Here is a 16464-nt window from a genome sequence, read left to right as displayed (position 1 = left end):
AGCGTGTACACTAGCTTCCCCGATCATTGAGCCGGAAAGAGAGAGTTATGCCCGTAGTCCAGGTCGCCCTGCCCGTCCCCTTGCCCCGCCTGTTTGATTATCTGCCGCCACAGGGCGCGCAGCCGGTCATTGGTGGTCGCGTGAGTGTGCCCTTTGGCAATCGCAGGATGATCGGGATTGTGGTCGCCTTTCGTGAGAGCAGCGATCTGCCGGAAGCACAACTCAAGCGCGTGATTGAGGTGCTGGATAGTGAATCCCTCTATCCAGCGTCGCTGTGGCGCATCCTTAACTGGGCCGCCAGCTATTATCATTCGCCGCAGGGAGAGGTACTGAGTCACGCTATTCCGGTACTGCTGCGTCAGGGCAAAGCGGCGCAGGACAATCCCTTATGGCGCTGGGAAATCACCGAGCAGGGTCGGGCGACTGCGCCAGAAAGTTTAAAGCGGGCACCGAAACAGCAGCAGGCGCTGGCTGCACTGCGGCAGCAACCGCTCTATCGTCATCAGGTCAGTGAACATGACCTCACGGATGCGACGCTGCAGGCGCTGCGCGCCAAAGGGTTATGCGAACTGCATGAGCATCAGCCGCAGATGCACGACTGGCGTACCACTTATGCCGTAAAAGGCGAACGTCTGCGGCTGAATACCGATCAGGCGATGGCCGTGGGTGCGATTCGGGCAGATGATGAACATTATGCAGCCTGGCTGCTGGCGGGCATCACGGGTTCAGGCAAAACCGAGGTTTACCTCAGCGTGCTGGAAAATGTGCTGGCACGCGGTAAACAGGCGCTGGTGCTGGTACCGGAGATTGGCCTGACCCCGCAAACTATCGCCCGTTTTCGCGAACGTTTTGATGCGCCGATTGATGTGCTGCACTCCGCATTAAATGACAGTGAGCGGCTGGCGGTCTGGTTACGTGCGCGGCGCGGCGAAACGGCGATTGTGATTGGCACCCGATCGGCGCTGTTTACGCCACTGGCCCGTCCTGGCGTAATTATTATCGATGAAGAGCATGACAGCTCCTATAAACAGCAGGAGGGCTGGCGCTATCAGGCGCGCGATCTGGCCGTCTTCCGCGCACATGAAGAGGATATCCCGATTGTTATGGGATCGGCGACCCCTGCTCTGGAGACACTGCACAATGTCCGCAGCGGCAAGTATCGCCAGCTCGACCTGACAAAACGCGCCGGCAATGCCAGACCGGCACTGCAACAGCTTATCGACTTAAAAGGCGTGCAGTTGATCGGCGGTCTGGCACCGGGCCTGATTGGTAAAATGCGCCAGCATCTGCAGGCCGATAATCAGGTGCTGCTGTTTCTTAACCGCCGCGGCTTTTCGCCCGCCCTGCTCTGTCATGATTGCGGCTGGATTGCTGAGTGTACCCGCTGTGACCGCTACTACACGCTGCATCAGCACCATCGCCAGCTACGCTGCCACCATTGCGACAGCCAGCGTCCGCTGCCTAACCAATGCCCGCAGTGTGGTTCAACCCATTTGCTGCCGGTAGGCGTCGGGACTGAGCAACTGGAGCAGCAGCTCGGCACACTTTTCCCTGGCGTGCCGGTGTCGCGAATCGATCGTGATACCACCAGCCGCAAAGGTGCGCTGGAGCAGCATCTGGCTGACGTTCATCGCGGCGGTGCAAGAATCCTTGTCGGCACCCAGATGCTGGCCAAAGGCCACCACTTCCCCGATGTTACGCTGGTGTCGCTGCTGGATGTCGATGGTGCGCTGTTCTCAGCCGATTTTCGTGCGGCGGAACGCTTTGCTCAGCTCTACACCCAGGTCGCCGGTCGTGCTGGCCGAGCCGGCAAACAGGGCGAGGTGTTGCTGCAGACTCACCATCCGGAACATCCGCTGCTGCAGACGCTGTTGCACCAGGGCTATTCGGCGTTCGCCCAGCAGGCCTTGCTGGAGCGACAGGCAGTCCATCTGCCGCCCTGGAGCCGCCATGCGCTGTTCCGCGCTGAAGATATGGATAACCAGCAGGCAGCGGAATTCCTGCAACAACTCCGTAATTTGCTGGAGGCAAGCCCGCTGAACGATAAGGCGATGTGGTTTATGGGTCCGTTGCCTGCACTGCAGCCAAAACGCAGTGGACGCTGGCGCTGGCAACTGCTGCTGCAGCATCCCTCCCGGCAGCGTCTGCAACAGTTGCTGAGCAGTTCGTTGCCGCTGGTTTCAACACTGCCCGCGGCGCGCAAAGTGAAATGGACGCTGGATATCGACCCTACCGAGAGCTGATTTAAGCTGACACTGCGAGCCAGATCGAAAAATGTCGCATAAGTCACAATTTTTATGCAAATTAAGTAACAACCAGCCGGGCAATCGTTAACAATGTTGCCCGGTTTGCCTTCAGGTCAGGCAGAAACAGAATTGAACGCGCCATAACGCGTCAGGAGCATGTGTTGGAGCAGAATCAACAACCGCCCGCCGCCACGATGAAAGATGTTGCGGAACATGCGGGCGTCTCAACCGCCACCGTATCGCGTGCGCTGATGAATCCGGAGAAGGTTTCTGCGGCCACCCGCCAGAAAGTCGAGCAGGCGGTTGCCGCCGTCGGCTACGCGGCACATGGCCCCACGCGCAACGCCCGTCGTAATGAGACGCGTACCATCCTGGTCATTGTCCCTGACATCTGCGATCCCTTCTTTAGTGAAATCATCCGAGGCGTTGAAGTTACGGCAGCCGAAGAGGGCTATCTGGTGCTGATTGGTGACTGCGCGCATCAGAATCAGCAGGAGAGAACTTTTCTCAACCTGATGGTGACGCGACAGATCGATGGCATGGTGCTGCTCGGCTCAAAGTTGCCTTTTGATGCCAGCATTGATGAGCAACGCAACTTGCCGCCTATGGTAATGGCGAATGAGTTTGCGCCGGAAATGTCACTGCCCACTGTCCACATCGATAACCTGACCGCCGCATTTGAAGCGGTAAATCATTTACTGCAGTTGGGTCACACACATATCGCCTGTATCGCCGGGCCGGAAGAGATGCCGCTCTGCCAGTATCGTTTGCAGGGGTATGTCCAGGCGATGCGTCGCAGCGGGCTGACGGTCGATCCCACCTATATTGTGCGCGGTGACTTCACATTTGAAGCGGGCGTTGCCGCCATGAATCAGCTGATGACCCTGCCGCAACCGCCGCGCGCGCTCTTCTGCCACAGCGATATTATGGCACTTGGGGCGATGAATCAGGCCCGGCGCTGCGGACTGCGGATACCGGAGGATCTCTCTGTGGTCGGATTCGATGACATTGAGCTATCACGTTACTGCGAGCCGCCGCTGACCACGGTCACGCAGCCACGTTACCAGATAGGCCGGGAAGCGATGCTTCTGCTACTGGATGAGTTAAATGGCAAACGGGTCATCAGCGGATCGCGGCTGCTGGATGCCGGTTTAACCATTCGTGGCAGCACGGCGCGAGCAAAAAAGCGTGAAAAATAAGCGTATTTGTCTGATTTTTTCAGTAGATTCTTAAGGCGAACACTGCTGGTCAAAGTTCCGACCCTTAAGTAACATGGCGGACTCCTTGCCGGGCGCGTAAAAATCATCATTTCGCCCATCTGGCACTATTTTTGAAGGGTATAAGAACGAGAGTGGCACAAAAAGATTACGTAGGCCGCGGGCGTTCAACAGGGACGCGTCGCAAAAAAAGCCCCAGCCGTGGCAAGAAGAGCAAAGGCGGTTCGGGAACATCTAAACTGATGATTGTACTGGCGGTCGCAGTGTTGGTGACCTTTGCCGGTGGTTTATGGTTCCTGGCGCATCACAAAAAAGAGGACGTGCCGGTCATTACGGATCATAAAGCCAACGGCAATGGCCTGCCGCCGAAGCCAGAAGAGCGCTGGAAATATATTAAAGAGCTGGAGAACCGTCAGGTCACTGTGCCGACACCTATCGAACCCTCTTCGGGTGGCGAAGTGAAGTCGCAGACACAGCTGACCGACGAGCAGCGGCAGTTGCTGGAGCAGATGCAGGCGGATATGCGTCAGCAGCCGACGCAGCTCAACGAAGTGCCGTGGAACGAACAGACGCCGGCGCAACGTCAGCAGACACTGCAGCATCAGCAGCAGTTGCAACAACTGCAACGTCAGCAGCAGCAGGTTCAGCAACAACAGCAGCAGCAACAGGTTCAGCAGCAACGTCAGCAGTTGCAGGCTCAGCAGCAACAGCAACGCCAGCAGCAGTTGCAGCAACAACAACAGCGCCAGCAACAGCAGCAATTACAACAACAGCAACGTCAGCAGCAGCAGCAGCAAAACGTACAGCGCCAGACGCAGCCAGCACCTGTTACGCGTGAACCGGAAGTGCAGCCAAAACCGCAGGAGACCGCGAAAGCGAAACCGGCGGAGAAAGCCTCTTCGCAGCGCTGGATGGTGCAGTGTGGTTCGTTTAAGGGCACTGACCAGGCTGAATCGGTGCGCGCTGGCTTAGCCTTTGAAGGATTTGAAAGCCGTATTACCACCGGTGGCGGCTGGAATCGTGTGGTTATCGGTCCTTATAAAGACCGCGCCTCCGCTGACAGCACCCTGAAGCGCCTGCGCAGTTCCGGACACTCCAGCTGTATTCCGCTCTCCGTCGGGGGTTGAAACCCGTCAAACCCGCCCCATATCTGTTGCATGATACTCCGCGCCCGGTGCGCGGAGTCCTTTTCCGACTGCAACAAGGGGTCTGCCCGTGACAACAATAGTAAGTGTACGACGCAACGGCCAGGTAGTGATTGGCGGTGATGGCCAGGCTACGCTCGGCAATACCGTGATGAAAGGCAACGTTAAAAAAGTGCGTCGTTTATACAACGATAAAGTGATTGCCGGATTTGCTGGCGGCACCGCAGACGCCTTCACCCTGTTTGAACTTTTCGAACGTAAACTGGAAATGCATCAGGGCCATCTGGTGAAAGCTGCGGTGGAACTCGCCAAAGACTGGCGTACTGACCGTATGCTGCGTCGCCTTGAAGCCTTACTGGCCGTCGCAGATGAATCAGCTTCACTGATCATCAGCGGTAACGGTGACGTCATCCAGCCTGAAAACGATCTGATCGCCATCGGCTCCGGTGGGCCTTTCGCCCAGGCAGCGGCACGTGCGCTGCTGGAGAATACCGAGATGGGCGCACGCGACATCGTCGAAAAGTCGCTGAATATCGCGGGTGATATCTGCATCTACACTAACCACAACGTTAATTTCGAAGAATTAACGTCTAAGTCGTAAGGGTATAAATATGTCTGAGATGACTCCTCGCGAAATCGTCAGCGAACTGAACCGCTTTATCATCGGCCAGGAGAGCGCTAAGCGCGCCGTGGCTATTGCACTGCGTAACCGCTGGCGCCGCATGCAGCTCGACGAAGAGCTGCGCCATGAAGTGACCCCTAAAAATATCCTGATGATCGGTCCGACCGGTGTCGGTAAAACCGAGATCGCGCGTCGTCTGGCTAAGCTGGCCAATGCGCCGTTTATCAAAGTAGAGGCGACCAAATTTACCGAAGTCGGTTATGTCGGTAAGGAAGTGGACTCTATCATTCGTGACCTGACCGATTCGGCCATTAAGATGGTGCGCAGTCAGGCGATTGAAAAGAACAAATATCGTGCCGAAGAGATGGCGGAAGAGCGCATTCTTGATGTGCTGATTCCACCAGCAAAAAACAACTGGGGCCAGTCAGAGCAGAGCGCTGAACCCTCTGCAGCACGCCAGTCGTTCCGCAAGAAGCTGCGCGAAGGCCAGCTGGACGATAAAGAGATTGAGATCGACCTGGCCGCCAGCAGCCCTGGCGTCGAAATCATGGCCCCTCCGGGCATGGAAGAGATGACCAGCCAGCTGCAGTCGATGTTCCAGAACCTCGGCGGCCAGAAGCAGAAAGCCCGCAAGCTGAAGATCAAAGAAGCGATGAAGCTGCTGATCGAAGAAGAAGCGGCCAAACTGGTTAACCCGGAAGAGCTTAAGCAGGACGCGATTGATGCCGTTGAGCAGCACGGTATCGTGTTTATCGATGAGATCGACAAAATCTGTAAGCGCGGCGGCCAGAATGCCGGCGGCCCGGATGTCTCACGCGAAGGCGTTCAGCGCGACCTGCTGCCGCTGGTGGAAGGCTGCACCGTCTCCACCAAGCATGGTATGGTGAAAACGGACCACATTCTGTTTATCGCCTCAGGCGCGTTCCAGGTTGCCAGCCCATCCGATCTGATCCCGGAACTGCAGGGTCGTCTGCCCATCCGTGTTGAGCTGCAGGCGCTGACCGTGAACGATTTCCAGCGCATCCTGACCGAGCCGAATGCCTCGATTACCGTGCAGTACAAAGCCCTGATGAATACCGAGGGCGTGAACATTGAGTTCACCGAAGAGGGTATTCGCCGGATCGCTGAAGCCGCATGGCAGGTCAACGAAACCACCGAAAACATCGGTGCGCGCCGTCTGCATACTGTGCTGGAGCGTCTGATGGAAGATATTTCGTATGACGCCAGCGATCGTCATGGTGAATCCGTTACCATCGATGCTGACTATGTCGGTAAACATCTGGATGAACTGGTGGCTGACGAAGACCTTAGCCGCTTCATTCTCTGATCCACTGATTCAGCGCTTTTCAGAAGCCCAGCCAACCCGGCTGGGCTTTTTTATGCATGTTCTTGATCGAACGATGCTTTTTTCATACTGATGATTTTGCCAACAATCTGCATATAGCGATATACTTACCCTTCCTGTGGCAAACAGACGAAACCCTTATGAAATACGATACATCTGAACTCTGCGATATCTACCATGAAGAAGTGAATGTTGTTGAACCGCTTTTTTCAAATTTTGGTGGGCGCACTTCATTCGGTGGTCAGATTACCACAGTGAAATGCTTTGAAGACAACGGCTTACTTTACGATCTGCTGGAAGAGAATGGCCGGGGTCGGGTACTGGTGATTGATGGCGGCGGCTCAGTGCGCCGTGCACTGGTGGATGCGCAGCTGGCACGTCTGGCGGCAACCAACGAGTGGGAAGGTCTGGTGATTTACGGTTCGGTACGCCAGGTTGATGAGCTGGAAGAGCTGGAGATTGGCATTCAGGCGATTGCCGCGATTCCGGCAGGCGCTGCGGGTGAAGGGATTGGCGAAAGCGATGTGCGCGTTAATTTCGGCGGCGTCACCTTCTTCTCCGGCGACCATCTCTATGCAGACAACACCGGTATCATTCTGTCAGAGGATGCGCTGGACCTCGAATAGGCCAGACATGAAAACGGGTGCCTGAGCACCCGTTTTTCACATCAGCTGAGGCTTCAAACCTCTTCCATTTTTCCCAGCAATGCACGCAGACGTTCCTGCCACACGTGTTGCTCTTCTTTCAGGTGCTGATTTTCACGCATCAGCGCATCGTGGTTGCCCGCGACTTGTTGCGCATCGTTACGCAGTGAGTTGTTCTGCTCTTTCAGCTCTTCGATTTCCATCTGCAACAGGGTGATGGTATCAATCGCCTGCTGTACTTTCGCTTCCAGTTTCTCAAACACTTCAAATGACATCTTTCTGACCTCTCCTAAATTCCTGCAAGGCGTTGATGATGCCAGCTTAAGCCAGCAACGTTGTCCCGATTGTATGTAGCCTCACCCCGCAAGTCCAGCAACGCGGCCGCTGCGGGCGTAGTCTGTAACACTTTTCAGCCAATCCCTGAATTTACGCTGCGCTTACTGCGACGGCTTTCTGGTACGGGTGCGTTATCCCCGTCATCAGGCGCGAATATTGGCTAAGGAAAGCCAGAATACGCGAAAACGCGCATTTTTATGACGCAGTACACAAAAAACGATTTCGCTATTTCTCGTTTATGTTCGTTAACGATAAATTCACACCAGCCCTACATTAAAGCTGGGTGCCTCATGGAATGAGAACAAAAACTGATAAAATTTAACCTCGCTTCAGGAACCACTATTATGAGTCAGACAACTAACACGCTCAAAGGTCAGTGTATTGCCGAATTTCTGGGGACAGGCTTGATTATTTTCTTTGGCGCAGGCTGTGTGGCTGCACTGAAACTCGCCGGTGCCGCCTTCGGTCAGTGGGAGATCTGCATCATCTGGGGTCTTGGCGTTTCCATGGCCGCCTACCTCACCGCAGGCATTTCGGGCGCGCACCTGAACCCGGCAATCACTGTTGCACTCTGCCTGTTTGCTAATTTTGAAGGACGTAAAGTTCTGCCTTATATCGTATCGCAGATTGCCGGTGCCTTTTGTGCCGCGGCGCTGGTATACGGTCTCTACTACAGCCTGTTTTTTGATTATGAACAGAGCCACCAGATGGTGCGCGGCACGGTTGAAAGTCTCGACCTGGCAGGCATCTTCTCAACCTACCCTAATCCACATATCGGTGTCGGCCAGGCCTTCCTGGTTGAGATGGTCATCACTGCAGTATTAATGGCGGTCATTATGGGTCTGACGGATGACGGCAACGGCATTCCACGTGGCCCACTGGCTCCACTGCTGATTGGCCTGCTGGTTGCGGTTATCGGTGGCTCAATGGGTCCTCTGACCGGCTTCGCCCTTAACCCGGCTCGTGATTTCGGACCGAAGATCTTCGCATGGCTGGCAGGCTGGGGTAACGTTGCCTTTACGGGTGGTCGTGACATCCCTTACTTCCTCGTGCCGATTTTTGGCCCGCTGGTCGGTGCCTGCCTGGGTGCAGTAGGTTATCGCACACTGATTGGTCGCTACCTGCCAGGTACCGCCCAGGAACCTGCAAGCGTTCCAGCAGACAAACCGGTTGCACGCGCTCAGCAGCGTAAAGCGTAAGTTTCACCTTTTATCATCAGGACAGAATTTATGACTACCACAGATAAAAAATATATTGTCGCGCTCGATCAGGGCACAACCAGCTCCCGCGCCGTCATTCTCGACCACGACTCTAATATCGTCGCGGTATCGCAGCGCGAATTCACCCAGATCTACCCGAAAGCGGGCTGGGTTGAACATGATCCAATGGATATCTGGGCTTCACAAAGCTCAACGCTGGTTGAAGTGCTGGCCCATGCCGACATCCGCTCTGATGAGATTGCGGCAATCGGTATCACCAACCAGCGCGAAACCGCTATCGTCTGGGAAAAAGAGACCGGCAAGCCGATCTACAACGCCATCGTCTGGCAGGATCCCCGCACCGCCGACTACTGTCACAAACTGAAGAAAGAGGGTCTGGAAGAGTATATCCAGCACACCACCGGTCTGGTAATTAACCCTTACTTCTCCGGAACCAAAGTGAAGTGGATCCTGGATCACGTTGAAGGCTCTCGTGAGCGTGCAAAACGTGGCGAGCTGCTGTTTGGTACCGTTGATACCTGGCTGGTCTGGAAAATGACACAGGGCCGCGTGCATATCACCGACTATACCAACGCCTCCCGTACCATGATGTTTAACATCCATAAGCTGGAGTGGGATCAGCGTATGCTGGATATCCTGGATATTCCGCGTGAAATGCTGCCAGAAGTGAAGTCCTCTTCTGAAGTCTATGGTCAGACCAACATCGGCGGTAAAGGCGGTACACGTATTCCAATCGCTGGTATTGCCGGTGACCAGCAGGCTGCGCTGTATGGCCAGCTCTGTGTTCAGCCTGGCATGGCGAAAAACACCTACGGCACCGGCTGCTTTATGCTGATGAACACCGGTACTGAAGCGGTAACCTCAACGCACGGCCTGCTGACCACTATCGCCTGTGGCCCGCGCGGTGAAGTGAACTATGCACTGGAAGGGGCTGTATTTATCGGTGGCGCCTCTATTCAGTGGCTGCGCGATGAGATGAAGCTGATCAGTGAAGCTGCTGACTCTGAATACTTTGCGATGAAAGTGAAAGACACCAACGGCGTTTACATGGTGCCTGCTTTCACCGGCCTGGGCGCTCCTTACTGGGACCCGTATGCCCGTGGTGCTATCTTCGGCCTGACCCGTGGTGCTAATGCTAACCACATCATCCGTGCGACGCTGGAGTCTATCGCTTATCAGACGCGCGACGTGCTGGAAGCGATGCAGAACGATGCCAACACCCGCCTGCAGGCGCTGCGTGTGGATGGTGGTGCGGTTTCCAACAACTTCCTGATGCAGTTCCAGTCAGACATCCTCGGCACCCGTGTTGAGCGTCCGGAAGTGCGTGAAGTCACCGCGCTGGGTTCTGCTTATCTGGCAGGTCTGGCCGTCGGCTTCTGGCAGGATCTGGATGAAGTCCGCTCTAAAGCAGTTATTGAGCGTGAATTCCGTCCAAGCCTGGAAACCACCGAGCGTAACTTCCGTTATGCTGGCTGGAAAAAAGCTGTAGCCCGCGCCCAGGCGTGGGAAGAACAAGAGTAATATCAATGCCCGCGACCGTTGCTGTCGCGGGCCTTTTCCCCGCTCCACTCCCCCGCTGTGTTACACTGCCTGCCTGTTTTTTGTCAGGTAGATGCCATGAAACGAGAACTTGCCATTGAATTTTCCCGCGTAACCGAAGCTGCCGCCCTGGCAGGCTATCACTGGTTAGGACGCGGCGACAAAAATGCGGCTGACGGCGCGGCTGTCCATGCCATGCGTCATGTCCTGAACTCCATTGAAATCGACGGTCAGATTGTGATCGGTGAAGGCGAAATCGACGAAGCTCCGATGCTCTATATCGGTGAAAAAGTCGGTACCGGCCGCGGCGATGCGGTCGACATTGCGGTCGATCCGATTGAAGGCACCCGCATGACGGCGCTTGGCCAGGCTAATGCGCTGGCGGTGATGGCTGTAGGCGATAAGGGCAGCTTTCTGCACGCACCCGACATGTACATGGAGAAGCTGATTGTTGGCCCCGCAGCGCGTGGAGAGATCGATCTTGACCTGCCGCTGGAAACCAACCTGCGTAACATCGCCATCGCGATGAATAAGCCGCTATCACAGCTAACCGTATCGATTCTGGCAAAGCCGCGTCATGACGCAGTGATCAGTCAGTTGCAGCAACTGGGCGTGCGGGTGTTTACCTTCCCGGATGGCGATGTCGCCGCCTCCATTCTGACCTGCATGCCGGACAGCGAAGTGGATGTGATGTATGGCATCGGCGGCGCACCGGAAGGCGTGGTCTCTGCGGCGGTGATCCGCGCGCTGGCTGGGGATATGCAGGGCCGGTTACTGGCGCGTCACCACGTGAAAGGCGACAGCGCTGAAAACCGTCTGCTGGGTGAGCAGGAGCTGCAGCGCTGCGCAGAGATGGGGATTGAAGCGGGCAAAAAGCTGATGCTGAATGAGATGGCACGCAATGACAACGTGGTGTTTGCCGCCACCGGCATTACCAGTGGCGAACTACTGAAAGGCATTACGCGTCAGGGCAATATCGCCACCAGCGAGACCCTGCTGATTCGCGGTAAATCACGCACCATCCGCCGTATTCAGTCGATTCACTATCTCGACCGTAAAGATCCGGCGCTTCATCCCTTTATCCTGTAACCGGCTGGTTGCCGCGCTCCGGCTGACGTGAGAGCGGCAACCAGCAGAGCAGCATCACCAGCGCCGTGAAGAACATCAGCATGCCAAGGCTGAACTGATCGCGCTGCGGCATCATGGCTGACAGCCACGCCACCAGGCCCGATCCCAGGTTCTGCATCCCGCCAATCAGCGCGCCCGCGCTACCCGCCAGCCAGGCATAAGGCTCCATCGCGCCTGAAGTCGCCAGCGGGAACAGCATGCCAGCCCCAAAGAAGAACAGCGCAGCCGGAACCAGCAGCGTCCAGATATTCATCACGCCGAACCATGCCGGGATCCACATCAGGATGCCCGCCAGCAGGCAGCTATTTACGCCCCACCACATCAGACTGTGCCATGAACCCTGCTCGCGACCGGCAAACCAGGCACCAAAAAACGCTGCCGGAATCGGCAGGATGAACAGGATGCTGACGGTCAGGCTATGCAGGCCGAGCACGCCGCCCAGCAGAACGCCACAGCTCGACTCAAATACCGCAATCCCGGCCAGCGCGCCAATCAGCAGCACAATGTAGCGAACGAAATTCGCGTCACTGAGCAGGCGGGCGTAGCGTTTAAAGAAAGGGGTCACTTCCGCACTCTGCGGTCGGGTCTCCGGCAGCCAGCGTGCCATTGAAACGGTTACCGCCAGACAAAGCAGCAGCAGAAAGGCAAAGCAGGCGTGCCAGCCAAAGAGCTGCGTCAGCAGTGCACCAATCACCGGCGCCAGCAGCGGGCTGACCAGAATGCCCATATTAAGCAGGCTGTTAGCGCGGCGCAGTGCGTGCCCCTCGTAGAGATCGCGCGGCATGGTGCGGGCCATCACGCCAGCTACGCCGGTGCCCAGTCCCTGAACAGCGCTGCCGAACACCAGCATATCGAGCGACGTCGCCATCAGTGCCGTAATTGCGCCGATCATAAAGATCATCATGCCCGCCAGGATCACCGGACGACGACCGATGCTGTCTGACAGCGGGCCATAGATCAGCTGGGATCCGCCATAGGTCATCAGATAGGCCGCCATCACACGCTGCAGCGCGCCATCTCGCACATTCAGAGCATCCGCCATCACCGACATCGCCGGGACGTAGATAGTCTGTGCCATCTGCCCTACTGCCACCAGCACAATGAGCATCACCAGCAGCGGGCGATTTTCGAGTTTAGTCATCATGATTATGCAAAATTTCTTTCTGTGAAAGGAGGTTAAAACAGCGGTTCACCCGCCAGTCATCTTGTTATGGCGGGCAAAATATCAGGATTAAATGACAAAGCGAGAGGTAAGCGAAAAGGTCCCGGCTTGCGCCTGTCAAGTTTATGGGCCAGCCTGTAAAGACAAAGTAACAGTTTGTCGATTAGAGCCTTTGCCCCGGCGCAGGCTGGCAATCTCACCGGGCAGCCGCGAAAATAGTGACCTGCCTGAATAATCAATAACCAGGGAGTGATTATGGCTGAGTGGGTCAATGCTGAAGTAAAGGAAGTGAAAAACTGGACGGATGCGCTGTTCAGTCTCCGGGTAAAAGCGCCCATCGATCCCTTTATCGCCGGGCAATTTGCCAAGCTGGCACTGGAAATCGACGGTGAGCGGGTACAGCGCGCTTACTCTTACGTCAATGCGCCGAAAGATGATCTGCTGGAGTTTTACCTGGTCACCGTGCCAGAGGGCAAACTGAGTCCGCATCTGCAGGCACTTCAGCCTGGCGATCAGGTGATGGTCACTAAAGAAGCGGCAGGATTCTTTGTGCTGGATGAGGTCCCTGAGTGCAAAACCTTATGGATGCTGGCAACCGGCACCGCTATTGGCCCCTACCTGTCGATGCTACAGCAGGGCGAAGGGCTGGATCGCTTTGAAAACATCGTGCTGGTCCATGCTGCCCGCTATGCGGCCGACCTGAGCTTTTTGCCGCTGATGCAGCAGCTGCAACAACATTATCAAGGCAAGCTGCACATCCAGACGGTGGTGAGTCGCGAAGAGATCGCCGGTTCGCTGACTGGCCGGGTCCCGGCGTTGATCGAAAACGGTGAGCTGGAGCGCGCCACCGGGTTAAGCCTGGATGCCGACAGCAGCCATGTGATGCTGTGCGGCAACCCGCAGATGGTGCGTGACACCCAGCAATTACTGAAAGAGACGCGCGAGATGCGCAAGCACCTGAAGCGTAAGCCGGGCCATATCACCAGCGAACATTACTGGTGAGCCGTTTGCCGGTATCTCACCGGCTGAGTCGCGGTACCAAACCGGTTAGCGCCGGGGGTACCGCGAAAGAGACCGAGATCGAGCAGCAGGCCAGCCAGTAACACAAACGGAATGGCGCGACCCAACAGCCAGGGCAGTATGCCGTCCAGCATGCTCCAGTTCCCTGCCACCAGCAGCCAGGCAACAATCACCAGAAATCCCCAGTAGCCGCGGCGATTACGATCGTGCAACCGTTTAACGATAACCGCGCTGGCGGGCCACAGCAGGCAGACCACGCCAAAGGCCGCCATCTGAGTATCAAGCCAGTCGTTAGCCGCTAACGCGAATAACAGGGTTGTTGTCAGCAACCAGACCGCCTGCCAGATCCAGAAATCACGTCGTCCCAGCCGGCCGCGCCAGGAAAAACACCATTGTTGTAACGTCATGCATTATCATCCAGAGAGAAGAGAACCGCTGCGGTTTTGACCTCGCGGATAAAAACCGTTTTAATTTGCGCCTGAGTTTACGGGTTAGGATCGACAAAATGAAGAATTTGCCTGGCGCACTGCTGTTATCGTTTGCGCTGACGGTTCCGGTCTTTGCCGCCGATCCGCCACCGCAGGATCGGGCCGATGCGTTGCCCACCGCCCCCTATCTGCTGGCGGGCGCCCCCACCTTTGATATGACTATCGGCCAGTTCCGCGAAAAGTATAATCAGGCCAACGGGGCGCTGATGCTGCCGGAATATCGCGCCATTGATAATCGGGGCGACAAAAGCACCCTGACGCGCGCCGCCAGCAAAATCAACGAGACCCTCTATGCGTCTACCGCGCTGGAGCCTGGTACCGGCAAAATTAAGACGCTGCAGATTACCTGGCTACCGTTGCCAGGCCCGGATCAGAACGCCTCACAGCAAAAAGCGCTGGCCTACATGACCGCCATGTTGCGCTTCTTTGTACCGGGACTGAGCGCCGATGAGGGACGTAAAAAGCTGGAGGGTTTGCTGAAGCAAGGTAAGGATTTACCCTATTTTGCGCAGGTCGAGGGCGCGTTGCGTTTTGTGGTGGCTGACAACGGCGACAAGGGACTGACCTTCGCCATTGAGCCGGTCAAACTGGCGCTCGCCAGCCCCTGATGATGAGGCCGAAAATGACGAAAAGCAAAGCCATCGCTACATTTGATCTCTATACTGTCTGGCAGACAACGCTGCCAGCTGGCAGCGATTTTTCATGTATCGCTTTATGCGGAGGATAGAATGCGACATCCACTGGTTATGGGTAACTGGAAGTTGAATGGCAGCAAGCAGATCACAGCTGAACTGATCGCCGGTCTGCGCAAGGAACTGTCTGGCGTTGAGGGTTGTGGCGTCGCCATTGCACCGCCAGCTCTCTATCTCGAGCAGGCAAAACACGCCATCTCCGGTAGCCACATCGCACTGGGTGCGCAGAACGTAGACGTTAACCTGTCTGGTGCGTTTACCGGTGAAGTTTCCGCAGAGATGCTGAAAGATATCGGCGCGAAATATATCATTATCGGTCACTCAGAGCGCCGCACTTACCACAAAGAGAGCGACGAATTCATCGCGAAGAAATACGCGGTGCTGAAGTCAGTGGGCCTGGTACCGGTGCTGTGCATTGGTGAAACCGAAGCGGAAAACGAAGCGGGTAAAACCGAAGAAGTCTGCGCTCGTCAGCTGGATGCCGTTCTGGAAACTCAGGGCGCCGAAGCGTTTAAAGATGCGGTCATCGCGTATGAGCCAGTCTGGGCCATCGGTACCGGCAAATCTGCCACCCCTGCTCAGGCTCAGTCCGTTCACAAATTCATTCGTGACCATATCGCGAAGAAAGATGCGGCTATCGCAGAACAGGTCATCATCCAGTACGGCGGCTCAGTTAACGATAAAAATGCGGCTGAGCTCTTCACCCAGCCTGACATCGATGGCGCGCTGGTTGGCGGTGCCTCACTGAAAGCGGACGCTTTCGCTGTGATCGTTAAAGCTGCTGCGGCTGCAAAAAGCGCCTAAGCAGTAAACGTACCGATTAAAGGCGGCTTAAGCCGCCTTTTTTATGGGCGCTATCAGCTGACAGGCGTGATCCTGTACCTCCTCCGCCGAACCGCTGTTCAGCAGCAGCCAGTTTCGCTCTATCGCCATCAGCACCAGTCGTCCATCACTTAATTCAGCCAGTGCCAGCCCATATTTCCCCATCTCGCTGCGCGCCTCTGGCCGCTCATCGGCCAGTCGGATAAACGCACTCTGCCGGGTCAGCTCGTCCGGGGTCAATGCACGCAGCCAGTAGCGGTGCTTACGCAGCGTGATGCTCTGCCACCGCCCGCTAAGCTGCGGCGTCAGCTGATCAAGCTGCTGACGCACATCGGGTCGCAGGCAGGAGATATGAATATGGAGCTGATTCTGCGTGCGGCCATATTGTGAATTGATAGCCAGTGACAGGACCCGATCATCAATAGGTGAGCCGCGTCGCTGCGCAAGCAGAGTCCGCTCATCCCATGCAAGGGCAAAGTAGTTGGGCGTAGCGGATTGCAGTAACCGCGGGCTTTCGATGCCGGTGATCCTGTCGAGCGGGATCAGCAGATACTGCAACGGCCCGTGCATATCTTTCAGCATGGCATAGCGATGCCGCTGATCGACGCGCTGACAGGGCGCAGGTTCTCCACCACTCTGCTGGTGAGGCAGACATTTCTCGCTGACGATCTGCCACAGCGCATCACTGTTCTTTTTGAAATGCAGTGCGGCAGCCAGCATCCCCGCAATGACCAGTACCAGCAGAACCGCAACCAGGCGGGTTGCACGACGATGTGTCGGCATAACAACGCTTCCTGAATGGCTTAGCAGCCTGCATCCTCGCCTGGCGAGAAAAAAA

General features: G+C 56.2%; 16 protein-coding genes. 12 read left to right on the top strand and 4 right to left on the bottom strand.

Translation table 11 applies throughout. From position 1 onward, the window contains the following. Window positions 1–47: 47 nt before the first annotated feature. The 6 genes from priA to rraA all read left to right on the top strand — a co-directional run bounded on the left by priA (window position 48) and on the right by rraA (window position 7201). On the top strand, window positions 48–2243 hold the full coding sequence (gene priA, locus ACO6VX_RS21060) for a primosomal protein N' (RefSeq protein ID WP_010258167.1): 2196 nt from the start codon (window positions 48–50) through the stop codon (window positions 2241–2243). A 164-nt stretch (window positions 2244–2407) separates the two neighbouring features. Next, entirely contained in the window at window positions 2408–3445 is a 1038-nt protein-coding gene (gene cytR, locus ACO6VX_RS21055) for a DNA-binding transcriptional regulator CytR (RefSeq protein ID WP_010672069.1), read from the top strand. A 152-nt stretch (window positions 3446–3597) separates the two neighbouring features. Beyond that, complete coding sequence (gene ftsN, locus ACO6VX_RS21050) at window positions 3598–4590, top strand: cell division protein FtsN (protein WP_324253660.1); 993 nt, start codon at window positions 3598–3600, stop codon at window positions 4588–4590. A gap of 88 nt (window positions 4591–4678) precedes the next feature. Continuing rightward, the gene (hslV, locus tag ACO6VX_RS21045) at window positions 4679–5209 is read left to right on the top strand and encodes an ATP-dependent protease subunit HslV (protein WP_010258174.1); all 531 of its coding nucleotides are present in this window, start codon (window positions 4679–4681) and stop codon (window positions 5207–5209) included. Between the two features lie 10 nt (window positions 5210–5219). Further along, window positions 5220–6557: an HslU--HslV peptidase ATPase subunit gene (hslU, locus tag ACO6VX_RS21040; protein ID WP_010258177.1), complete on the top strand. Its 1338-nt coding sequence runs from the start codon at window positions 5220–5222 to the stop codon at window positions 6555–6557. Between the two features lie 158 nt (window positions 6558–6715). Further along, window positions 6716–7201 (top strand): ribonuclease E activity regulator RraA, encoded by a 486-nt coding sequence (gene rraA / locus ACO6VX_RS21035; protein ID WP_009088032.1) that lies wholly within the window; start codon window positions 6716–6718, stop codon window positions 7199–7201. A 53-nt stretch (window positions 7202–7254) separates the two neighbouring features. Here rraA and zapB read toward each other — a convergent pair whose 3' ends face one another. Further along, complete coding sequence (gene zapB, locus ACO6VX_RS21030) at window positions 7255–7494, bottom strand: cell division protein ZapB (protein WP_003851242.1); 240 nt, start codon at window positions 7492–7494, stop codon at window positions 7255–7257. 405 nt (window positions 7495–7899) lie between these two features. On the opposite strand from zapB, the gene ACO6VX_RS21025 reads away from it, so the two are divergent. The 3 genes from ACO6VX_RS21025 to glpX all read left to right on the top strand — a co-directional run bounded on the left by ACO6VX_RS21025 (window position 7900) and on the right by glpX (window position 11403). Next, a complete protein-coding gene (locus tag ACO6VX_RS21025; protein WP_010258182.1) occupies window positions 7900–8754 on the top strand; it encodes an MIP/aquaporin family protein in 855 nt (284 codons plus the stop codon). 30 nt (window positions 8755–8784) lie between these two features. Further along, window positions 8785–10296 (top strand): glycerol kinase GlpK, encoded by a 1512-nt coding sequence (glpK, locus tag ACO6VX_RS21020; protein ID WP_010258184.1) that lies wholly within the window; start codon window positions 8785–8787, stop codon window positions 10294–10296. A 96-nt stretch (window positions 10297–10392) separates the two neighbouring features. Then, a complete protein-coding gene (gene glpX / locus ACO6VX_RS21015; protein WP_158131290.1) occupies window positions 10393–11403 on the top strand; it encodes a class II fructose-bisphosphatase in 1011 nt (336 codons plus the stop codon). Here glpX and emrD read toward each other — a convergent pair. Further along, complete coding sequence (emrD, locus tag ACO6VX_RS21010; protein WP_022624918.1) at window positions 11393–12586, bottom strand: multidrug efflux MFS transporter EmrD; 1194 nt, start codon at window positions 12584–12586, stop codon at window positions 11393–11395. The two genes, glpX and emrD, sit on opposite strands and share 11 nt — an antisense overlap. A 273-nt stretch (window positions 12587–12859) precedes the next feature. Between emrD and fpr the strand changes: the two genes are divergently transcribed. Next, window positions 12860–13606 carry a ferredoxin--NADP(+) reductase gene (fpr, locus tag ACO6VX_RS21005; RefSeq protein ID WP_033773140.1) on the top strand — a complete coding sequence of 249 codons (747 nt, stop codon included), beginning with the start codon at window positions 12860–12862 and terminating at the stop codon, window positions 13604–13606. On the opposite strand, the gene ACO6VX_RS21000 is transcribed toward fpr, so the two are convergent. Next, window positions 13597–14031 carry a DUF805 domain-containing protein gene (locus ACO6VX_RS21000; RefSeq protein ID WP_010258192.1) on the bottom strand — a complete coding sequence of 145 codons (435 nt, stop codon included), beginning with the start codon at window positions 14029–14031 and terminating at the stop codon, window positions 13597–13599. The two genes, fpr and ACO6VX_RS21000, sit on opposite strands and share 10 nt — an antisense overlap. A gap of 98 nt (window positions 14032–14129) precedes the next feature. On the opposite strand from ACO6VX_RS21000, the gene ACO6VX_RS20995 reads away from it, so the two are divergent. Both ACO6VX_RS20995 and tpiA read left to right on the top strand, forming a co-directional pair. After that, window positions 14130–14720 (top strand): DUF1454 family protein, encoded by a 591-nt coding sequence (locus tag ACO6VX_RS20995; protein ID WP_033773144.1) that lies wholly within the window; start codon window positions 14130–14132, stop codon window positions 14718–14720. Window positions 14721–14840: 120 nt separating this feature from the next. Continuing rightward, a complete protein-coding gene (tpiA, locus tag ACO6VX_RS20990) occupies window positions 14841–15608 on the top strand; it encodes a triose-phosphate isomerase (RefSeq protein ID WP_163763303.1) in 768 nt (255 codons plus the stop codon). Between the two features lie 27 nt (window positions 15609–15635). Here tpiA and ACO6VX_RS20985 read toward each other — a convergent pair whose 3' ends face one another. Continuing rightward, window positions 15636–16409 carry a CDP-diacylglycerol diphosphatase gene (locus tag ACO6VX_RS20985; protein WP_010672077.1) on the bottom strand — a complete coding sequence of 258 codons (774 nt, stop codon included), beginning with the start codon at window positions 16407–16409 and terminating at the stop codon, window positions 15636–15638. Window positions 16410–16464: the final 55 nt, after the last annotated feature.

This window comes from Pantoea sp. BJFS-204, from assembly GCF_049310725.1.
Classification (GTDB): Bacteria; Pseudomonadota; Gammaproteobacteria; order Enterobacterales; family Enterobacteriaceae; genus Pantoea; species Pantoea agglomerans.
This window is presented reverse-complemented; position numbering and strand designations above follow the sequence as displayed.

Bases quoted from the DNA above. Each gene is read 5' to 3' on its own strand.
- rraA (WP_009088032.1), top strand. From the start codon at position 6,716: ATGAAATACGATACATCTGAACTCTGCGATATCTACCATGAAGAAGTG.
- tpiA (WP_163763303.1), top strand. From the start codon at position 14,841: ATGCGACATCCACTGGTTATGGGTAACTGGAAGTTGAATGGCAGCAAG.
- ACO6VX_RS20995 (WP_033773144.1), top strand. From the start codon at position 14,130: ATGAAGAATTTGCCTGGCGCACTGCTGTTATCGTTTGCGCTGACGGTT.
- glpX (WP_158131290.1), top strand. From the start codon at position 10,393: ATGAAACGAGAACTTGCCATTGAATTTTCCCGCGTAACCGAAGCTGCC.
- ACO6VX_RS21000 (WP_010258192.1), bottom strand. From the start codon at position 14,031: ATGACGTTACAACAATGGTGTTTTTCCTGGCGCGGCCGGCTGGGACGA.
- glpK (WP_010258184.1), top strand. From the start codon at position 8,785: ATGACTACCACAGATAAAAAATATATTGTCGCGCTCGATCAGGGCACA.
- fpr (WP_033773140.1), top strand. From the start codon at position 12,860: ATGGCTGAGTGGGTCAATGCTGAAGTAAAGGAAGTGAAAAACTGGACG.
- zapB (WP_003851242.1), bottom strand. From the start codon at position 7,494: ATGTCATTTGAAGTGTTTGAGAAACTGGAAGCGAAAGTACAGCAGGCG.
- emrD (WP_022624918.1), bottom strand. From the start codon at position 12,586: ATGATGACTAAACTCGAAAATCGCCCGCTGCTGGTGATGCTCATTGTG.
- ACO6VX_RS20985 (WP_010672077.1), bottom strand. From the start codon at position 16,409: ATGCCGACACATCGTCGTGCAACCCGCCTGGTTGCGGTTCTGCTGGTA.
- ACO6VX_RS21025 (WP_010258182.1), top strand. From the start codon at position 7,900: ATGAGTCAGACAACTAACACGCTCAAAGGTCAGTGTATTGCCGAATTT.
- priA (WP_010258167.1), top strand. From the start codon at position 48: ATGCCCGTAGTCCAGGTCGCCCTGCCCGTCCCCTTGCCCCGCCTGTTT.
- hslU (WP_010258177.1), top strand. From the start codon at position 5,220: ATGTCTGAGATGACTCCTCGCGAAATCGTCAGCGAACTGAACCGCTTT.